At 62.4% G+C, this 18407-nt stretch carries 16 protein-coding genes and 1 tRNA gene; 7 read left to right on the top strand and 10 right to left on the bottom strand.

Annotated elements, in window-relative coordinates:
- Nucleotides 1-568: 568 nt before the first annotated feature.
- The 4 genes from A6V37_RS21530 to A6V37_RS21515 all read right to left on the bottom strand — a co-directional run bounded on the left by A6V37_RS21530 (nucleotide 569) and on the right by A6V37_RS21515 (nucleotide 5958).
- Entirely contained in the window at nucleotides 569-3559 is a 2991-nt protein-coding gene (locus A6V37_RS21530; RefSeq protein ID WP_064269224.1) for a ribonucleoside-diphosphate reductase subunit alpha, read from the bottom strand.
- A 540-nt stretch (nucleotides 3560-4099) separates the two neighbouring features.
- Nucleotides 4100-4696 carry a 1,6-anhydro-N-acetylmuramyl-L-alanine amidase AmpD gene (gene ampD, locus A6V37_RS21525; protein WP_064269225.1) on the bottom strand — a complete coding sequence of 199 codons (597 nt, stop codon included), beginning with the start codon at nucleotides 4694-4696 and terminating at the stop codon, nucleotides 4100-4102.
- Nucleotides 4693-5022: a PP0621 family protein gene (locus A6V37_RS21520; protein ID WP_064269226.1), complete on the bottom strand. Its 330-nt coding sequence runs from the start codon at nucleotides 5020-5022 to the stop codon at nucleotides 4693-4695. The genes ampD and A6V37_RS21520 overlap by 4 nt, the downstream gene beginning before the upstream one ends.
- Nucleotides 5023-5031: 9 nt before the next feature.
- Nucleotides 5032-5958 (bottom strand): cytochrome C assembly family protein, encoded by a 927-nt coding sequence (locus A6V37_RS21515; protein WP_064269227.1) that lies wholly within the window; start codon nucleotides 5956-5958, stop codon nucleotides 5032-5034.
- A gap of 81 nt (nucleotides 5959-6039) precedes the next feature.
- On the opposite strand from A6V37_RS21515, the gene ffh reads away from it, so the two are divergent.
- Both ffh and A6V37_RS21505 read left to right on the top strand, forming a co-directional pair.
- Nucleotides 6040-7407 carry a signal recognition particle protein gene (ffh, locus tag A6V37_RS21510; RefSeq protein WP_064286331.1) on the top strand — a complete coding sequence of 456 codons (1368 nt, stop codon included), beginning with the start codon at nucleotides 6040-6042 and terminating at the stop codon, nucleotides 7405-7407.
- Between the two features lie 142 nt (nucleotides 7408-7549).
- The gene (locus tag A6V37_RS21505) at nucleotides 7550-8101 is read left to right on the top strand and encodes a hypoxanthine-guanine phosphoribosyltransferase (RefSeq protein ID WP_064269229.1); all 552 of its coding nucleotides are present in this window, start codon (nucleotides 7550-7552) and stop codon (nucleotides 8099-8101) included.
- A 126-nt stretch (nucleotides 8102-8227) separates the two neighbouring features.
- Here the strand turns inward: A6V37_RS21505 and A6V37_RS21500 are convergent, their stop codons facing one another.
- Both A6V37_RS21500 and A6V37_RS21495 read right to left on the bottom strand, forming a co-directional pair.
- Nucleotides 8228-8827 carry a MarC family protein gene (locus A6V37_RS21500; protein WP_064269230.1) on the bottom strand — a complete coding sequence of 200 codons (600 nt, stop codon included), beginning with the start codon at nucleotides 8825-8827 and terminating at the stop codon, nucleotides 8228-8230.
- A 12-nt stretch (nucleotides 8828-8839) separates the two neighbouring features.
- On the bottom strand, nucleotides 8840-10576 hold the full coding sequence (locus tag A6V37_RS21495) for a proline--tRNA ligase (RefSeq protein WP_064269231.1): 1737 nt from the start codon (nucleotides 10574-10576) through the stop codon (nucleotides 8840-8842).
- 311 nt (nucleotides 10577-10887) lie between these two features.
- Between A6V37_RS21495 and A6V37_RS21490 the strand changes: the two genes are divergently transcribed.
- The gene (locus A6V37_RS21490; RefSeq protein WP_064269232.1) at nucleotides 10888-11637 is read left to right on the top strand and encodes an RNA pyrophosphohydrolase; all 750 of its coding nucleotides are present in this window, start codon (nucleotides 10888-10890) and stop codon (nucleotides 11635-11637) included.
- Nucleotides 11638-11713: 76 nt separating this feature from the next.
- Nucleotides 11714-12271 carry a CNP1-like family protein gene (locus tag A6V37_RS21485; protein ID WP_064269267.1) on the top strand — a complete coding sequence of 186 codons (558 nt, stop codon included), beginning with the start codon at nucleotides 11714-11716 and terminating at the stop codon, nucleotides 12269-12271.
- 97 nt (nucleotides 12272-12368) lie between these two features.
- Here A6V37_RS21485 and proB read toward each other — a convergent pair whose 3' ends face one another.
- The 4 genes from proB to rplU all read right to left on the bottom strand — a co-directional run bounded on the left by proB (nucleotide 12369) and on the right by rplU (nucleotide 15517).
- Nucleotides 12369-13487 carry a glutamate 5-kinase gene (gene proB / locus A6V37_RS21480; RefSeq protein WP_064286330.1) on the bottom strand — a complete coding sequence of 373 codons (1119 nt, stop codon included), beginning with the start codon at nucleotides 13485-13487 and terminating at the stop codon, nucleotides 12369-12371.
- Nucleotides 13488-13561: 74 nt separating this feature from the next.
- Nucleotides 13562-14683 (bottom strand): Obg family GTPase CgtA, encoded by a 1122-nt coding sequence (cgtA, locus tag A6V37_RS21475; RefSeq protein ID WP_064286329.1) that lies wholly within the window; start codon nucleotides 14681-14683, stop codon nucleotides 13562-13564.
- Nucleotides 14684-14916: 233 nt separating this feature from the next.
- Nucleotides 14917-15180 carry a 50S ribosomal protein L27 gene (rpmA, locus tag A6V37_RS21470; RefSeq protein ID WP_007180330.1) on the bottom strand — a complete coding sequence of 88 codons (264 nt, stop codon included), beginning with the start codon at nucleotides 15178-15180 and terminating at the stop codon, nucleotides 14917-14919.
- 25 nt (nucleotides 15181-15205) lie between these two features.
- Nucleotides 15206-15517 carry a 50S ribosomal protein L21 gene (gene rplU / locus A6V37_RS21465; RefSeq protein ID WP_007180329.1) on the bottom strand — a complete coding sequence of 104 codons (312 nt, stop codon included), beginning with the start codon at nucleotides 15515-15517 and terminating at the stop codon, nucleotides 15206-15208.
- A 237-nt stretch (nucleotides 15518-15754) separates the two neighbouring features.
- Here rplU and A6V37_RS21460 point away from each other — a divergent pair, with 237 nt between their 5' ends.
- From A6V37_RS21460 to A6V37_RS21450, 3 genes are all read left to right on the top strand, one after another.
- Nucleotides 15755-16747, top strand: a complete 993-nt coding sequence (locus tag A6V37_RS21460; RefSeq protein WP_064269235.1) for a polyprenyl synthetase family protein — start codon at nucleotides 15755-15757, stop codon at nucleotides 16745-16747.
- Nucleotides 16748-16795: 48 nt separating this feature from the next.
- A tRNA-Pro gene (locus A6V37_RS21455) sits at nucleotides 16796-16872 on the top strand.
- Between the two features lie 192 nt (nucleotides 16873-17064).
- Nucleotides 17065-18363 carry an HlyC/CorC family transporter gene (locus A6V37_RS21450; protein ID WP_064269236.1) on the top strand — a complete coding sequence of 433 codons (1299 nt, stop codon included), beginning with the start codon at nucleotides 17065-17067 and terminating at the stop codon, nucleotides 18361-18363.
- Nucleotides 18364-18407 lie beyond the last annotated feature (44 nt).

Here is an 18407-nt window from a genome sequence, read left to right as displayed (position 1 = left end):
ACGAGCGATAAAAGAGTTCGCTGATGAAAAATCCTGTTTTCGATTCGCGTTGCTACGTTCATACAACACTTTGTTCAACAGACTGTGTGCGTCACCTCATGTGAGGTGCGTTGAACGTGTGTCGTCGAGGTGCTTCGCGAGCTCGAAGAGCAACGTGTCGAAGCGACATTTCGCTGCTCTATCTATCTGTATTGCGGAGCGTGCTTGTAGCGAGATGAAGTGCATTGCGATGTCGAGCGATGCGTCTGGCCGACTATGTTTTGATCGCCCTGCCGATCGAAGCGTGTGCTGCGCGCACCGTGTCGCGCGCTTCGTCTGGTGCTGCTGACTGCTGCCTGCTGAACCACCGTTGCTTCACGACTTCAGCGGCTTATCCAACTTCGCCGCTTTGCTGCTTCGCGACGAGCGGTGCGGCCTCACTTTCACTGACCACCCCGCTCATCGACTTCTCTTCTACTTCACTTCGATCAGGTTTGCTGATCGCCGCGTACGGGTCATTACCTACCCCCCGTCAGCAAGCGGCGGTCCCGCCACTTGCCTCGCGCTTGACTGCTTGCTTCACTGCTTGTTACTGGCAAGCCTCGCACTCGTCGAAGCCAGGATCGCCCGGACGCATCATGCACACCGGACCATCCGCTTCGGGCGCTGCTTCGACTGCCGCTGCCGGCGTTGCCGCGGCTGCCTGGATACCGCCGGCACCACCCGCCACACCACCGCCCACCCCGAAGCCACCCGCTGCGCCACCCGAGCCTTCACCACCGCCCGAGCTCACCGCGTTCAGCGCGCCGTGCGCCACCGTCGATTTCTCGACGTGGGTCGCCGCCATCGTGCGGAGGTAGTAGGTCGTCTTCAGACCGCGCACCCATGCGAGCTTGTAGATCTCGTCGAGCTTCTTACCCGATGCGCCGCCCATGTAGATGTTCAGCGACTGCGCCTGGTCGATCCACTTCTGACGGCGCGACGCCGCTTCGACCAGCCACTTCGGATCGACTTCGAACGCCGTGGCGTAGATCGCGCGCAGGTCGGCCGGGATCCGGTCGATGCGCGAGAGCGTGCCGTCGAAGTACTTCAGGTCGGCGACCATCACTTCGTCCCACAGGCCGCGCGCCTTCAGGTCGCGCACCAGGTAGTCGTTGACCACCGTGAATTCGCCCGACAGGTTCGACTTCACATACAGGTTCTGGAAGGTCGGTTCGATGCAAGCCGACACGCCGATGATGTTCGAGATCGTCGCCGTCGGTGCGATCGCGATGCAGTTCGAGTTGCGCATGCCGTGGGTGGCGATGCGCGCACGCAGTTCGGTCCAGTCCATCGACTCGCTCGAGTCGACTTCGACATAGCCGCCACGCGCCTCTTCGAGCAGCTTCACCGAGTCTTGCGGGAGGATGCCGCGATCCCACAGCGAGCCGCGGTAGCTCGAGTAACGGCCGCGTTCCTGCGCCAGTTCGGTCGACGCGTAGTAAGCGTAGTAGCAAACCGCTTCCATCGACGTGTCGGCAAACTTGACGGCCTCTTCCGACGCGTACGGCGTGCGCAGCAGATGCAGGCAGTCCTGGAAGCCCATGATGCCCATGCCGACCGGGCGGTGCTTCAGGTTCGAGTTACGCGCCTTGGCAACCGCGTAGTAGTTGATGTCGATCACGTTGTCGAGCATGCGCATCGCCACGCTGACGGTGCGCTTGAGCTTGTCGTGGTCGAGCACCAGCGTGCCGTCGGCCTGTTCCTTCAGGTGCGCGACGAGGTTCACCGAGCCCAGGTTGCAGACGGCGATTTCGGTGTCGCTCGTGTTCAGCGTGATTTCCGTGCACAGGTTCGACGAGTGGACGACGCCGACGTGCTGTTGCGGCGAGCGCACATTGCACGGATCCTTGAACGTGATCCACGGGTGGCCGGTTTCGAACAGCATGCCCAGCATCTTGCGCCACAGTTGCGCCGCCGGGATCTTCTTGAACAGCTTGATCTCGCCGCGCGCGACCTTGTCTTCGTAAGCCGTGTAAGCCGTTTCGAACTCGGCGCCGAACTTGTCGTGCAGGTCCGGGCAGGTGGACGGCGAGAACAGCGTCCAGTCGCCGCCTTCCATCACGCGCTTCATGAACAGGTCGGGAATCCAGTTCGCCGTGTTCATGTCGTGGGTACGGCGGCGGTCGTCGCCGGTGTTCTTACGCAGCTCGAGGAATTCTTCGATGTCCAGGTGCCACGATTCCAGGTACGCGCACACCGCGCCCTTGCGCTTGCCGCCCTGGTTCACGGCGACAGCCGTGTCGTTGACGACCTTCAGGAACGGCACGACGCCTTGCGACTTGCCGTTGGTGCCCTTGATGTGCGAACCGAGCGCGCGCACGCGCGTCCAGTCGTTGCCCAGACCGCCGGCGAACTTGGACAGCAGCGCGTTTTCCTTCAGCGCTTCGTAGATGCCGTCGAGGTCGTCGTCGACCGTGGTCAGGTAGCACGACGACAGTTGCGAGCGATGCGTGCCCGAATTGAACAGCGTCGGCGTGGACGACATGAAGTCGAAGCTCGACAGGATGTTGTAGAACTCGATGGCGCGCGCTTCGCGGTCGATCTCGTTCAGCGACAGGCCCATTGCTACACGCATAAAGAATGCCTGCGGCATTTCGATGCGCACGCCGTCGTGATGCAGGAAGTAGCGGTCATACAGCGTTTGCAGACCGAGGTAGCCGAACTGCAGGTCGCGGCTGTTGTCGAGCGCGGCGCCGAGGCGCTTCAGGTCGAACTGCTGAAGCTTGTCGTCGAGCAGGCCGGCGCCGATGCCGCGCTTGATGAACTGCGGGAAGTACTCGGCATAGCGGTCGGCCATTTCCGTTTGCGTGACTTCCTCTTCGAGGATCTCGCGGCGGATCGTGTGCAGCAGGATGCGTGCGGTGACCTGGCTGTATGCCGGGTCCTTTTCGATCATCGTGCGGGCAGCCAGAATCGCCGAGTCGTAGACCTGGCCCATCGGCACGCCGTCGTACAGATTCTTCACCGTTTCCGCGATGATCGGATCGGCATTCACAGCGTCGCCCAGGTTCGAGCAAGCCAGTTCGATGATGCCGCGCAGCGCAGCCATGTCGAGCGGACGCGTCACGCCGTTGTCCGTGACATTCAGACCCGGGGTGCTGGCGACGATCTGCTCGTCGTGACCGCGCGCCTGGGTGCGCTTCTCGCGATACAGCACGTACGCACGCGCGACGTTGTGCTCGCCACCGCGCATCAGCGCGAGTTCGACCTGATCCTGGATGTCTTCAATGTGGAACGTGCCGCCGTTCGGGCGGCTGCGCACCAGCGCGCGCACCACGTTATGCGTCAGTTGCTCGACCAGTTCGCGCACGCGCGCCGACGCCGCGCCTTGACCACCGTTGACGGCCAGGAATGCCTTCGTCACGGCGATGGCGATTTTCGACGGTTCGAACGACACCACGCTGCCATTGCGGCGAATCACCTTGTAGTCGGCGTAGCTCGCATTCGGCGCGAGCGCTTGTGCGCCTTGTGCCTGGCCGAAGGCCTGGCCAGTCGGTGAGCCCTCGTACCGGGTCGTCACGTTGTCGGTGGTTTGCATGTGCAAAGCTCCTGGTCCTGGAAATGTTGCGGGTAATCCGCGGATTAAAACGAACGCTGCGCCGCCGCGTGCGCAAGCGATGGGGGGCAGGAAAGGGACCGGCTGTGCCGGGTGGCGGGATGCGACTGCGACGAAGCCTGGTTCGAATTGAAAACGGTCTTCATCGTGCGTGTCGCGATCACTGGCTAAGCCCCTTTCCTGAATGTTTCTGGATGCCGCCGGCGGTCTTTCCGGCTGCGCCACAGGAATTTTTTTTCGCTGCCTGAAATGCTTGCGGCGCCATGCTCGAAGAGCGGACGCCGCTGACTTATCCACCCAGTTGTGCACCCGGTTATTCACATGGTTATACACAGAGCACCACAAGATGTAGTGCACAACTGGATTTGTGGCACCAAGTATAGTGGAGATTCGAGACAGGTCAAATCGATTTATTTTGTCGAGAAAGGGTTGACAAGGCATCGCGCGGCGCGAAGCCGACTCCCCGGAGAACAAGGCAGCGCCTTGTTCTCCTCGCTTCACGCGCAGTCGCGCGAAGGGTCGTTACGGGGTTTCGGAAAACTTGAGATAGGGGAAATACCGAGCGGCCAGCGCGGTGTCGCGCTGCAGACGCTGCCACTCGAAATGCGGCCCTGGATCGGTCTTGCGGCCCGGCGCGATGTCCGAGTGACCGGCGAGCGCCTCGATGGGATAGCGAGCCTTGAGTGCGCTCACGAGAGCGCCGAGCGTGAGATATTGCGACGCTTCGAATGCGGTGGTGTCACTGCCCTCCAGTTCGATGCCGATCGAAAAATCATTGCAGCGCTCGCGGCCGAAAAAATTCGACGGCCCGGCGTGCCACGCGCGCTCGTTGCACGACACGAATTGTTCGAGCGCGCCGTCACGATGAATCACGAAGTGCGCCGACACCCGTACGCCGCGCAGGTGCGAGTCGTAGTAGGGGTGGGCGTCGCAGTCGAGCGTATTGAGGAACAGTTCGGCGATCGCTGGGCCGCCAAATTCGTTGGGCGGCAGGCTGATGTTATGAACCACGATCAGCGTCGGCACGGCCCCGGCGGGTCGCGCTTCGAAATTAGGCGATGGCAGTTTGCGTGCGGCGGCGACCCAGCCGTCTGCATCGACGGCGAACTCGACGCTCATCGGGCGTCGCGCCCCGTGGGTCGCGCGCTATGACGCTGCGCGTGGGCGGCGCAGCAGAACGGCTGCCCCGCTACCACCACGGAGTCGCTCTTCGGCGCGTGCACGCCGCATTCGACGCAACGGATCATGGGCTCGGCGAGTTGCGCCGCCTCGGCGCCACGTGCGGCGCCGTTGGCACCATTCGCGCCATTCGCACCTCTTGCTCCGGCGTTGCTGTTCGCACCGGCGCCGGTGCGATTGGACGTTTGCGCGTCATGGCGCCGCAGCGCCTTCACCAGCCACTGGCCGACGATGAACAACAGGATCAGCAGAAATATTTGTCGCATGGGACACACTCACACTACAGCGCGGTGCAACAGCACCTCGAAAACAAAGCGGCTGCCGACGTACGCCAGCAACAACGCGACGAACGATGCCAGCACCCAGCGCAATGCCGCACGGCCGCGCCAGCCGGATACCTTGCGCGCGGTCAGCAGCGCGCCGAACATCACCCAGGAAAGAATCGCGAAGACAGTCTTGTGATCGAGCTGCAATGCGCGGTTGACCAGTTGCTCGCTGAACAGGATGCCCGATACCAGCGTCAGCGTGAGCAGCACGAAACCCGCGCCGATCATGCGGAACAGCAACGTCTCCAGTGTCAGAAGCGGCGGCAGCGTATCGAGCCAGCCCGACAGCCAGCCGTTGCCGGCCGCGGCCGAATGACGCTGCGCGATGCCGCCACGCATGGCGTGCAACCGGCGCTCGACCAGCAGCATCAGCACGGCGTGCAGCGCCGCGATCGCAAACAGGCCGTACGCAATATTGGCGATCACGAAGTGCAGCTTGAACAGGGGCGCGGCCGAATACGGCAGCACGCGCACGCCGTTGAACGCCAGCGGCATTAAAGAAGCGATGCCGGCGAGCGGCAGCACCAAGAGGCGCAGGCCGTCGAGCGGAAAGAAAAAGCTCTCGATCCAGTAGATGCCGGCGCCGAGCCAGAACATGGCCGACAGCGCGAACGCGAACCCGAACACCATCGCGTTCTGCGGGAAGATCGTGGTGTGCAGCAGCACGCCATGGGCGAGCAGCGCGACGAACAGCAGCGCACGCCCCGACGTGGTCATGCCCGAAGCAGCTGATGCGGCCGACGCGCCGGCGACGGCGGGCACCGGCGGCACACTCTCTAGCATGGGGCGCACGGCCGCGTGCCGGTGCGAGCGCCAGCCGGCCACGGCTAAACCGCCGTAGAGGAGCGCAGTGAGGGCATACAGTACAATATCCATATTCGAAGTTTACACTAGGCCCCTGCTCCGCGACGTCTTCCGCTTCGTGTGCCGCCCGGGCCGCACTGTTCATCGCTCCCCATGCTCGACAATCTGACTCAACGGATGGCGCGCGTCGTCAAGACGCTGCGCGGCGAAGCCCGGCTCACCGAGGCGAACACCCAGGAAATGCTGCGCGAAGTGCGCCTTGCGCTGCTCGAGGCCGACGTGGCGCTGCCCGTCGTGCGCGAGTTCGTCGCCAAGGTGAAGGAAAAGGCGCTCGGCGAGGAAGTCATCGGCAGCCTGTCGCCGGGTCAGGCGCTGGTGGGCGTGGTGCAGCGCGAGCTGACCGCGATCATCGGCGGCGACTACGAAGGCAAGGCGGTCGAGCTGAATCTCGCCGTCACGCCGCCCGCCGTCATCCTGATGGCGGGTCTGCAGGGCGCCGGTAAAACCACCACGGTCGGCAAGCTCGCCAAGCTGCTGCGCGAGAAGTACAAGAAAAAGGTGCTGACCGTTTCGTGCGACGTCTACCGCCCCGCGGCTATCGCGCAGTTGAAGACGGTGACCGAGCAGGTCGGCGCGGATTTCTTCCCGTCGGAACCGGATCAGAAGCCGGTCGACATCGCACGCGCCGCCGTGGATTGGGCCAAGCGCCACTATCACGACGTGCTGCTGGTCGACACGGCCGGCCGTCTCGGTATCGACGAAGCGATGATGCAGGAAATCACCGCGCTGCACAGCACGCTGAAGCCGGCCGAAACGCTGTTCGTGGTCGACGCGATGCTCGGCCAGGACGCGGTGAACACCGCCAAGGCCTTTAGCGACGCGCTGCCGCTCACCGGCGTGGTCCTCACCAAGCTCGACGGCGATTCGCGCGGTGGCGCGGCGCTCTCCGTGCGCCACGTGACGGGCAAGCCGATCAAGTTCGTCGGCGTCGCCGAAAAACTCGACGGCCTCGAAATTTTCTACCCGGATCGCATGGCGAACCGGATTCTCGGCATGGGCGACATTCTCGCCTTCGTCGAAGAAGCGCAGAAGGGCGTCGACGTACAGGCCGCGCAGAAGCTCGCCGACAAGGTCAAGAAAGGCGGCGACTTCGACCTCAACGATTTCCGCGCGCAACTGACGCAGATGAAGGGCATGGGCGGCCTGTCGTCGCTGATGGACAAACTGCCCGCGCAGTTCCAGCAGGCCGCATCCGGTGCCGACATGGGCCAGGCCGAAAAGCAGATGCGCCGCATGGAAGGCATCATCAATTCCATGACGCCGCTCGAGCGCGCCAAGCCGGAACTGATCAAGGCCACGCGCAAGCGCCGGATTGCCGCGGGCGCGGGCGTGCAGGTGCAGGAAGTCAACCGCATGCTGAATCAGTACGACCAGATGCGCACCATGATGAAAAAGCTCAAGGGCGGCAATCTGCAAAAGATGATGCGCGGCATGAAGGGCATGTTGCCCGGCATGCGCTAAGCTTTACCAAGACGGCGGGCGCCGCGTTCCGCGCACGAACCACGGAACGCGCGGCTGACTCCGGAATTGTGCGGGTTTATTCTGTACCGCGCGCCGCCGTTCTCACCCACACTATGTATACAGTTACCGCCCGTCAGACGTCATGAACCGCGAAGAAGCCCTCCACATCTATAGCCACTCCGAAGAAATCGTTTCGGCCAAAGACGTCAATGCGTCGATCAGCGGCATGGCGGCCGCCATCCGCAGCGAAATGAGCGAGGATTTCCCGCTTGTACTGTCGGTCATGGGTGGCGCAGCGGTGTTCACCGGCATGCTGTTGCCGCACCTCGATTTCCCGCTCGAATTCGATTACATCCACCTGACCCGTTACCGCAACACCACCAAGGGCGGCAACGAGATGCAGTGGCGCGTGGCGCCGGCCGAGTCGGTGAAGGATCGCGTCGTGCTGGTGCTCGACGACATTCTCGACGAAGGCGAGACCATGGCCGCGATCCGCGACCGTATTCTCGCAATGGGCGCGAAGCGTTTCCTGAGCGCGGTGCTGTGCGAGAAGATCATTCCGAAGGCCAAGCCGCTGCGCCCGGACTACTGCGGCTTCGAAGTGCCGGACCGCTATGTGTTCGGCTGCGGGATGGACGCGAAGGGTTACTGGCGCAACCTGCCCACGATCCGCGCGCTGACCGACGGGGCGTGACGGTTCCCGGAAGCGGCCAATCGCCTTTCACGAGGCGGACAGGTATAAAAAAAGCGGCCCGTAGGCCGCTTTTTTGTTGGCAACTTATGGATTGCCACGGGGATGAATGCCCCACCGGATCAAGCATCACAGCTGATGCACGAAAGCCCGGATCCCTCCGAGCATCATCTCGACCGAGATAGCCACCAGCACCAGACCCATCAACCGTTCGAAGGCCATCATGGCGCGCTCCCCGAGCCAGGCCTGAATGCGCTCCGCCAGCATCAGCACGATCGCGCAGACGATCATCGTGACGGTGAGCGCACCGATCCATTCGAACATCTTGCCGGGCGCCTGCGAGGTCAGCAGCATCACGGTTGCCAGCGCGGAAGGTCCGGCCAGCGCCGGAATGGCGAGCGGCACGATGAGCGGCTCGCCACCGCGCGTGTCGCCACCGAACGGGCCGTCCGGGTGCGGGAACACCATGCGCAGCGCGATGAGGAACAGCACGATCCCGCCGCCGATGCGCAGCGACTGGTCGGTCAGGCTCATCATGCGTAAAAAGCCGTCGCCGACCACCATGAAGATCAGCAGGATCGCGAAGGCGATCGCCACCTCGCGCAGAATGACGATCGTGCGCCGCTTCGGCGACACTCCACGCAGACAACTGATAAAGAGCGGAATGTTGCCGAGCGGATCGGTGATCAGAATCAGCAGAACGGTCGCGGACAGGAACGTGTATTCCACGGCCCGTTCCGCTTAGCGCGCCAACGCCGCGCGGACCTTCGCAATCACCGTTTGCGCGGCGTCTTCGACCGGCAGCAGCGTCGCCTCGGCATCGCGCCGACCCTGATATTCCAGCTTGCCGTCCTTCAGGCCGCGATCGCCGATCACCAGACGGTGCGGCACACCGATCAGCTCCCAGTCGGCGAACATCACACCCGGGCGCTCGCCACGGTCGTCCAGAATCACGTCGACGCCGGCTTCGACCAGTGCCGCGTACAGCTTGTCGGCCTGCTCGCGCACGGCTTCGCTGCGGTCATAGCCCATCGGGCACAGCACCACTTCGAACGGTGCGATCGACTCGGGCCAGATGATGCCCTTGTCGTCGAAATTCTGTTCGATCGCGGCGCCAAGGATACGCGTGATGCCGATACCGTAGCAGCCCATTTCCATCGGCTGCGGCTTGCCGGTCTCGTCGAGGCAGGTCGCGTTCATTGCTTCGGAATACTTGGTGCCGAGCTGGAACACGTGACCCACTTCGATGCCGCGGCAGATGTCGAGCACGCCTTTGCCGTCCGGCGACGGATCGCCCTTCTTCACGTTGCGAATATCGGCCACGACCGGTTCCGGCAGATCGCGGCCCCAGTTCACGCCCGTGGTGTGGTAATCCACCTCGTTCGAGCCGACCACGAAGTCGCTCATGTTCGCGACCGTGTTGTCCGCGACGACCTTGACCGGCTTCTTCGTGTTGATCGGCCCGAGGTAGCCCGGCGGCGTGCCGAAGGTTTCGATAATCTCGGCTTCGGTCGCCATGCGGAAGTCGGCCAGACCCGGCTGCTTGCTCGCCTTGATCTCGTTCAGGTCGTGATCGCCGCGCAGCATCAGCAACCAGATGGTCGGCTCGGCGCCTTCGTTTTCAGTGGCGAGGACGATCGACTTGATCGTGCGCTCGAGCGGAATGTTCAGCAATTCCGCGACGGCCTCGCACTTCGCCTTGCCCGGCGTGGACGTCTTTTTCATCTCCTCGGCCGGTGCCGCGCGTTGCGCGTAGAGCGGCAGCGCTTCAGCGGCTTCGACGTTCGCCGCGAAGTCCGAGGTCGGGCAATAGGCAATCGCATCTTCACCAGTGTCGGCGATCACGTGGAACTCGTGCGAACCGCTGCCGCCGATCGACCCGTTGTCCGCCGCCACCGCGCGGAAATCCAGGCCAAGGCGCGTGAAGATACGCACGTACGCTTCGTACATCTTGCGGTACGACTCGCGCAGGCCTTCCGCGTCCTTGTCGAACGAGTACGCGTCTTTCATGATGAACTCGCGGCCGCGCATCACGCCGAAACGCGGACGGATCTCGTCGCGGAACTTCGTCTGGATCTGGTAGAAGTTCACCGGCAACTGGCGATAGCTCTTGATCTGGTTGCGCGCGATATCCGTCACCACTTCTTCGTGGGTCGGTCCGATCACGAAGTCGGACTGCCTGCGGTCCTTGAAGCGCAGCAGCTCGGGGCCGTACTTGACCCAACGGCCCGATTCCTGCCACAGCTCGGCCGGCTGCACCGCCGGCATCAACAGTTCGATCGCGCCTGCCCGGTTCATTTCCTCGCGCACGATGGCTTCTACCTTGCGGATCGAGCGCAGGCCGACCGGCAGATAGTTATAGATACCGCCGGCAACGCGGCGGATCATGCCTGCGCGCACCATGAGCTTGTGGCTGACGATCTCTGCGTCGGCGGGAGCTTCTTTCAGGGTACCGATAAAGAAACGGGAAGCTTTCATTCAGATTATCCAAAAGCGGCGGCGCCGGAGGGACCGCCCGAAAGGTGAAAACGGTGGGGAAATCGATTCAGATCCGGCCCTGAGCCGGTACGGTTCGCCTGATACCGGGCACTTGGCACAGCACTGCCCGCGCGCGGCGCCGAAGCCGCCGCGCCAGGCCTTTGCACAAGGGATAAGGCACGGAAAGACTGACAGGCTACCGCAAACATGGGCCTTTTGCGGCGAATCGCTCCATTCTGGGGCGAATCGGTGCGTCGGGCCCGTTATCTGTTTATAATCAAAGCAATTTTAAAGGATTCGAAGGTGGTTGTATGCTGGATCGTGAAGGCTTTCGCCCGAACGTCGGCATCATCCTCTTGAACGCGCACAACGAGGTGTTTTGGGGCAAACGGCTCCGTGAACATTCCTGGCAGTTTCCGCAAGGGGGCATCAAGTATGGTGAGACCCCCGTGCAAGCGATGTATCGGGAGTTACACGAAGAAACCGGGCTGCTTCCTGAGCACGTCAAGGTGATCGGTCGCACACGCGACTGGTTGCGTTACGAGGTGCCTGACAAGTTCATCAAGCGCGAAGTACGCGGTCATTACCGCGGCCAGAAGCAAATCTGGTTTTTGCTCCGGATGGTTGGACGCGACTGCGACATCTGTTTGCGTGCGACCGACCACCCTGAGTTCGATGCGTGGCGCTGGAATGAGTACTGGGTGCCGCTCGACTGTGTGATCGAGTTCAAGCGGGATGTGTATCAGTTGGCGCTGACGGAGCTATCCCGTTTCATGCGCCGGGCTGCGCCGCGTGCGGAAAAACCTGGCGGGCATCATGGGCCGCGCTATCCCCGGATAGCGTCGTCAATGGAAAGTCCGCCGGATTCCACGGTAATGACGATGACCACCGTGACTTCGGTGACATCCGTCAGCATCGAAACATCGGTTCACGCAACGATCGCGTCCGATTGCGGTCCGGGTTCCGGGTCGGCGGCCAAGACAGGCGCCGCGCTGGAGCACGACGACGAATCGGCAGACGAAACGGCCGGCTCGCTGTTCCGCCCGGGCGTGCGCAATTAACAACGCTGTGCGGCTGTCCACGCCGCCTCTGCTGGCGCGGCTCCTCGAGCCGCGCCAGTGTTTCGAGGAAATCATATTGAAAGCACTTGCTCTCGTCGTGGCGTGCGTCGCCACCGGCGCCCTGCTGGCTGGCTGCTCGAGCGCCGGCAAACCTACCAATAAAGACGACAGCGCGTTTACCTATCTGCTGGACCGGCAGAGCAACTGGGTTGAAAACCCTGTGGACACCCTGCCGCCGCTGCCGCAAGACGCGAATCTGCTGCCTTTCGAGGTCTCCGGCAATACGCCGCTGCATTTCGCGGTCGATCGCAATTCGCTCACCGTCGGCACGGACGGCGTAGTTCGCTTTACGGTGGTCGTGACGAGCCCGAGCGGCGCCCGCAACGTGATTTATGAAGGGATTCGCTGCGACACCTATGAATGGCGCCAGTACGCGGGCCTGAATGCCGATCACGACGGCTGGGACAAATCGGTCGCGACCGATTTCGCGCGCATTGAGAACGGCACGTTGAACGCTTATCAGTCGGCGCTGTATCAGGACTATATGTGCGCGAACAAGATGCCCACGGGCAAGGCGAGCGCCATCCTCGAGAACATCCGCTACAAGCGCACAGCGAGTTCCTTGATCCACTGAGGTCTTCTCGGGCCAGGCGCATCAACGACAAAAAAGCCGTTCCAGCTTCCGCTGGAACGGCTTTTTCTTTGGCCACACGCGCTTGATGGTCCGTGAATCAGACCAGCACCAGATTGTCCCGATGGATCAACTCCGGCTCCAGCATGTAGCCGAGCACTGATTCGATCTCACCACTCGGACGCCGTTGAATCAGCTTGGTTTCGGCGCTGCTGTAGTTGGTCAGCCCACGCGCCACTTCCTTGCCGGCGGCGCTCAGGCAAGCAATTACCTCACCACGCGCGAACGCGCCCTGCACGCCGACGACGCCAATGGGCAGCAGACTCTTGCCGCCTTCGGTCAGCTTTTCAACGGCGCCGTCGTCGATCACCACATGGCCGCGCACCTGAAGATGGTCCGCCATCCATTGCTTGCGCGCCGCCATGCGTGCGGTGCGCGCGATCAACTGCGTGCCGATCGCCTCGCCCGAGGCCAGACGCGATAGGACGTCCGCCTCGCGGCCGCTTGCGATTACCGTGTTAGCGCCGCTATGGGCCGCACGCTTGGCCGCGAGAATCTTGGTCAGCATGCCGCCGCGGCCAAGGCTCGAGCCCGCGCCGCCTGCCATTGCTTCGAGCTCCGGCGCACCGGCATCGGCCTGCTGGACGAGCGTGGCGCTCGCATCCTTGCGCGGGTCGGCGGTGAAGAGCCCCTGCTGATCGGTCAGAATGATGAGCGCGTCGCCTTCGATGAGATTCGCGACGAGCGCGCCCAGCGTGTCGTTGTCGCCAAACTTGATTTCGTCGGTAACGACCGTGTCGTTCTCGTTGATGATCGGCACGACACCCAGACGCAGCAGCGTGAGCAGCGTGGAGCGAGCGTTCAGATAGCGTTCGCGGTCAGCTAGGTCGGCATGGGTGAGCAGGATCTGCGCGGTCTGGATCGAATGCTCGGCAAAGCGGCTTTCGTAAACCTGCGCAAGGCCCATTTGACCGACGGCGGCGGCCGCCTGTAGCTCGTCGATCTCGCGTGGCCGTTTGGTCCAACCGAGCCGCTGCATGCCTTCGGCAATGGCGCCCGAACTCACCAGCACCACTTCCTTGCCTTGCGCGCGCAGGGCGGCAATCTGCGCGGCCCAGCGGCCGATAGCCGCATGATCGAGACCGCGCCCGTCATTCGTGACAAGGCTTGAACCGACTTTCACTACCAATCGCCGTGAATCTGCGATGACCGAACGCATTGTGCGCTGTCTCCCAAGATGACGCGTGATGCATGCCGGCAGTCCATTCAGGCACCGACCGGCGCTCGAACTTGTTATTCCTGCGGATCGATACCGGATTCGTCGCCCACGGCCGATGCTTGCGGCTTGTCGCGGAAACGCACGTCGGCGGCGAGGTCTTCGGCTTCAGCCGCACGCTGAGCGTCCGAATGCGCGGCAATGTGGTCGAACACCGCGTAGCAGAGGTTTTCACAGCCTTGGCCAGTCAGCGCCGAGATTTCGAACACCGGACCGTCCCAGCCAAAGCCTTCGAGGAACGCCGCGACGCGCGCTTCGCGCTCGTCCTCGGGCACCATGTCGAGCTTGTTCAGCACCAGCCAGCGCGGCTTTTCGTACAGGAGCTCGTCGTATTTGCGCAGCTCGTTGACGATCGCCTTGGCTTCCGCGACGGGATCGATCTCGTCGTTAAACGGTGCGATGTCGACGATATGCAGCAACAGGCCCGTGCGCTGCAGGTGGCGCAGGAACTGGTGACCGAGGCCGGCGCCTTCCGCCGCGCCTTCGATCAGCCCCGGAATGTCGGCAATCACAAAGCTGCGGCTCGGCCCGACGCGCACCACGCCGAGATTCGGCGCGAGCGTCGTGAACGGGTAATCGGCGATCTTGGGCTTCGCGTTCGACACAGACGCGATGAAGGTCGACTTGCCGGCATTGGGCATGCCGAGCAGGCCAACGTCGGCCAGTACCTTCAACTCGAGGCGCACCATGCGGCGTTCGCCCGGCTTGCCGTCGGTCTTCTGGCGCGGCGCGCGGTTCGTACTGGATTTGAAATGCAGGTTGCCAAGACCGCCCGCCCCGCCCTGAGCAATCTGCACGATCTGGTTGTGCTCGGTCAGATCGGCGATCAGCTCGCCGGTCTCCATGTCGGTAATCGTCGTGCCGACCGGCATACGCAGCGTGATATCGTCGCCGCCCTTGCCGTAGCAGTCGGCGCCACGGCCGTTTTCGCCGTTGCGCGCCAGGTGTTTCTTCGCGTACCGATAGTCGATCAGCGTATTGATATTGCGGTCCGCGACCGCGATCACGCTGCCGCCCCGGCCGCCGTCGCCGCCATCCGGGCCGCCGAAGGGAACGAACTTCTCGCGGCGCATCGACGCGCTGCCATCCCCTCCGTCGCCGGCGATGACTTCAATCCTCGCTTCGTCAATGAACTTCATGCGTAACTCCGTCCCGTGGTGTGCTGCCAGATGGTGCAACTAAAGTGCTGCTAAATGGATACTGCTATTTTGCCGCGCCCGCCGCGCGATGAGCAATCGACCGGACGGCATAGGCGTGCCGGTATGAACAACGCGTTCGAGCCCGTTCATCCGGTGAAAAACGCCAGAATAAAAAAAGCCCCGCGAACTTCGCGGGGCCTTTTTCCGGTCCTGAAGCCCGTGCCTGATTAAACTCAGACTGCTGCCGGGACGACGTTGACCATGTGCTTCTTCGCTGCGCCCTTCGTCGAGAAATTGACGTGGCCGTCCGTCAGCGCGAACAAGGTGTGATCCTTGCCGATACCGACGTTTTCGCCCGGGTGCATGCGCGTGCCGCGTTGACGCACGATGATGCCGCCGGCGTTGATAGCCTGACCGCCGTAAACCTTCACGCCGAGACGCTTCGATTCAGAGTCGCGGCCGTTGCGGGATGATCCGCCTGCCTTTTTGTGTGCCATTTGATTTGCTCCTTAACCGTTGCGCTTACGCGTTGATCGCGTCGATGCGCAGTTCGGTATAGTTCTGGCGGTGGCCGCCATGCTTCTGGTAGTGCTTCCGGCGACGCATCTTGAAGATGGTCACTTTTGCGTGACGACCTTGCGACACGACGGTAGCCTTGACGGAAGCCCCACTGACCAGCGGCGTACCGAACTTAATCGATTCGCCTTCGCCCACTGCGAGAACCTGGTCGAGCGTGATTTCAGCGTCAATGTCTGCCGGTATCTGTTCTACTTTAAGTTTTTCGCCGACGGCAACTTTATACTGCTTGCCACCGGTTTTTATGACCGCGTACATTGAGAACCTCACTCTGTGTTCATTTTTCCCACGCACCGCGCGCGGAAACCCGTGATTATACATAGAGTTAGCTTCTCGGTCAAAACTCATTGAGCGCCGCCGCGCACGAGGCCGGGCAGCTGTCAAACCGCCCCGGCGGGCGGGCCAGCAGCAGCCGCGGATACGCCGCGCCACAGCCCGCGACCCGGAACTGCCGCCTTCGCCTTATAATTCGCGGCACTACCCAATTCAGCCATCATGTCGTCGACCGCCATCCCCTCCTCCAACGCCGCCAGCCTGCTCGCTCCGATCGCCGAAGACATGCAGCAGGTCAATCGCGTCATACGGCACCGTCTCGCGTCCGACGTGATGCTGATCAATCAGATTTCCGAGTACATCATCAGCGCCGGCGGCAAGCGGCTGCGGCCCGCGCTGCTGTTGCTGGTGGCCGGCGCGCTGGGCGAGACCACGGGGCACCGGCATGAGCTGGCCGCGGTCGTCGAATTCATCCATACGGCCACGCTGCTGCACGACGACGTAGTCGACGAATCCGACCTGCGGCGCGGCCGCCAGACCGCCAACGCCCTGTTCGGCAACGCGGCGAGCGTGCTGGTGGGCGATTTCCTGTACTCGCGCTCGTTCCAGATGATGGTCGGCGTGGGCAAGATGCGCGTCATGGAAATTCTGTCGGAGGCGACCAACATCATCTCCGAAGGCGAAGTGCTGCAACTGCTCAACATGCACGACGCCGACGTCGACGAAGCCCGATATATGCAGGTGATCCGCTACAAGACCGCCAAGCTGTTCGAAGCCGCCGCCCAGCTCGGCGCGGTGCTGGCCGGCGCGGACGCGAAGACCGAGGCGGCCGCGGCGGAATTCGGCCGGCGCATCGGCACGGCCTTCCAGATCATGGACGACTGGCTCGATTACACCGGCACGGCCGAATCCATGGGCAAAAACGCCGGCGACGACCTGCGCGAAGGCAAGCCCACGCTCCCGCTCATCTATCTGATCGAGCGCGGCACGCCGGAGCAATCGACGCTCGCGCGGGAAGTGATCGAGCACGGGGGCACGGACCGTTTCGACACCATTTTCGAGGCCATCACGCGTTCCGGCGCGCTGGATCACACGCTGGAGTGCGCGAAACAGGAAGCGCAGGCAGCCGCAGCAGCAATTTCTTCATTTCCCGATTCCATTTTCAAAGATAGCCTGCTAGAATTATGTTCTTACTCGACGGCAAGACAGTCTTGAACGAGACTGAAACGCTGGCTTAGTCTGAATCGAGTCTGCAGTACAAATCGGGGTGTAGCTTAGCCTGGTAGAGCGCTACGTTCGGGACGTAGAGGCCGGAGGTTCGAATCCTCTCACCCCGACCAGATTTTCCTTGTTAGTTCAAGGCTAGAAAAACCGCCCAGCTTGCTCGGCGGTTTTTTGTTTTGGGTCGCGGTTTTTGTAGTCCCGAGTGCCCGGAACGAACGTACCGTTGGCTTCCGGCCCACACAGCGGAACGGCTCGCCCATCCCCCTCTGCTATATTCTCTCCATCCTTCCCCCTATCCTTCACGACGCGTGGAACAACTTCCCTTATGGGCGCAGATTGGCGCCGTCTTTCTGCTGCTTATCTGCTCCAGTTTTTTCTCGATTTCCGAAACGGCGATGATGGCGCTCAACCGCCATCGCCTGAAACATCTCGCCAATCAGAACGCGCTCGGTGCGAAGACCACTCAGGGCCTTCTCGCGCGCACCGATCAACTGCTGAGCGTCGTGCTGATCGGCAACAATCTGTTCAATACGATCATTCCGGTGCTCACCACCTCGATCGCGTTGCATACGTTCGGCCGCAACAACCTGGTACTGTCGATCGCAACCGGCATCGTCGCGTTTCTGATTATCGTGTTCGCGGAGATCACGCCGAAAATCGTCGGCGCAACATTCCCTGAGAAAATTGCGCTGCCGGCCAGCCTGTTGATCGCGCCGATGATGCGTGTCGCCAAGCCGCTCGTCTGGTTCGTCAATCTGTTCGCGAACGCTATCTTGCGCGTGCTGCGCATCAACACGAAAGGCGCTCATGAACAGCGCCTCTCCACCGAAGAACTGCGCACTATCGTGCTCGAGTCGGGCAGCTTCATGCCGACCAAGCACCGCAGCATTCTGCTGAACCTGTTCGACCTCGAAAATATTTCCGTGGACGACGTGATGATCCCGCGCCGCCGCATCGAGGCGCTCGACTTCGACGCGCCGTTCGAACAGATCCTGCATCAGCTGGAAACCTGCTATCACAACAAGCTGATCGTCTATCAAGGCGACATCGACCGCGTGCTCGGCGTCCTGCACGTGCGCAAGACGCTGGCCGCGCTGCACAACCAGGAGCTGGAGCGCGAGACGTTGCGCGAGTTGCTGGCCGAGCCGTATTTCGTGCCCACCGGCACGCCGGTGTTTCAGCAACTGCAGTACTTCCAGGAGAGCCGCCATCGGACGGCGCTGGTCGTCAACGAGTACGGCGAGTTACAAGGCCTCGTCACGCCGGAAGACATCATCGAAGAGCTGATCGGCGAGTTCACCACGTCGATTCCGCGCGGCGCTAATTCCCGCGGCGGCTGGAACGAGAGCGGCGAATGCATCGTGGCGGGCAGCATGCCGCTGCGCGAGCTGAACCGCTGGCTGCAACTCGCACTGCCGACCGACGGACCGAAAACCCTCAACGGTCTGATCCTCGAAATTCTCGAAGACATTCCCGACGGCGACGTGTGCGTGCAGATCGGCGAGGTCAAACTCGAAGTGATGCGCAGCGACGATCAGGCGATCCGGACCGTCAAGCTGTTCAAACCGCCGTCACGGGCGAAGGCCGGCAAAGCACTGCGCGGCTAGACGGAGCATCGCACATGAATGCGGGGGGCGCCATTAGCCGATTG

The organism is Paraburkholderia ginsengiterrae, assembly GCF_001645125.1.
Taxonomy (GTDB): Bacteria; Pseudomonadota; Gammaproteobacteria; order Burkholderiales; family Burkholderiaceae; genus Paraburkholderia; species Paraburkholderia ginsengiterrae.
Note: the sequence above shows the minus strand (reverse complement) of the source record. Positions and strands in the feature narration are given on the sequence as shown.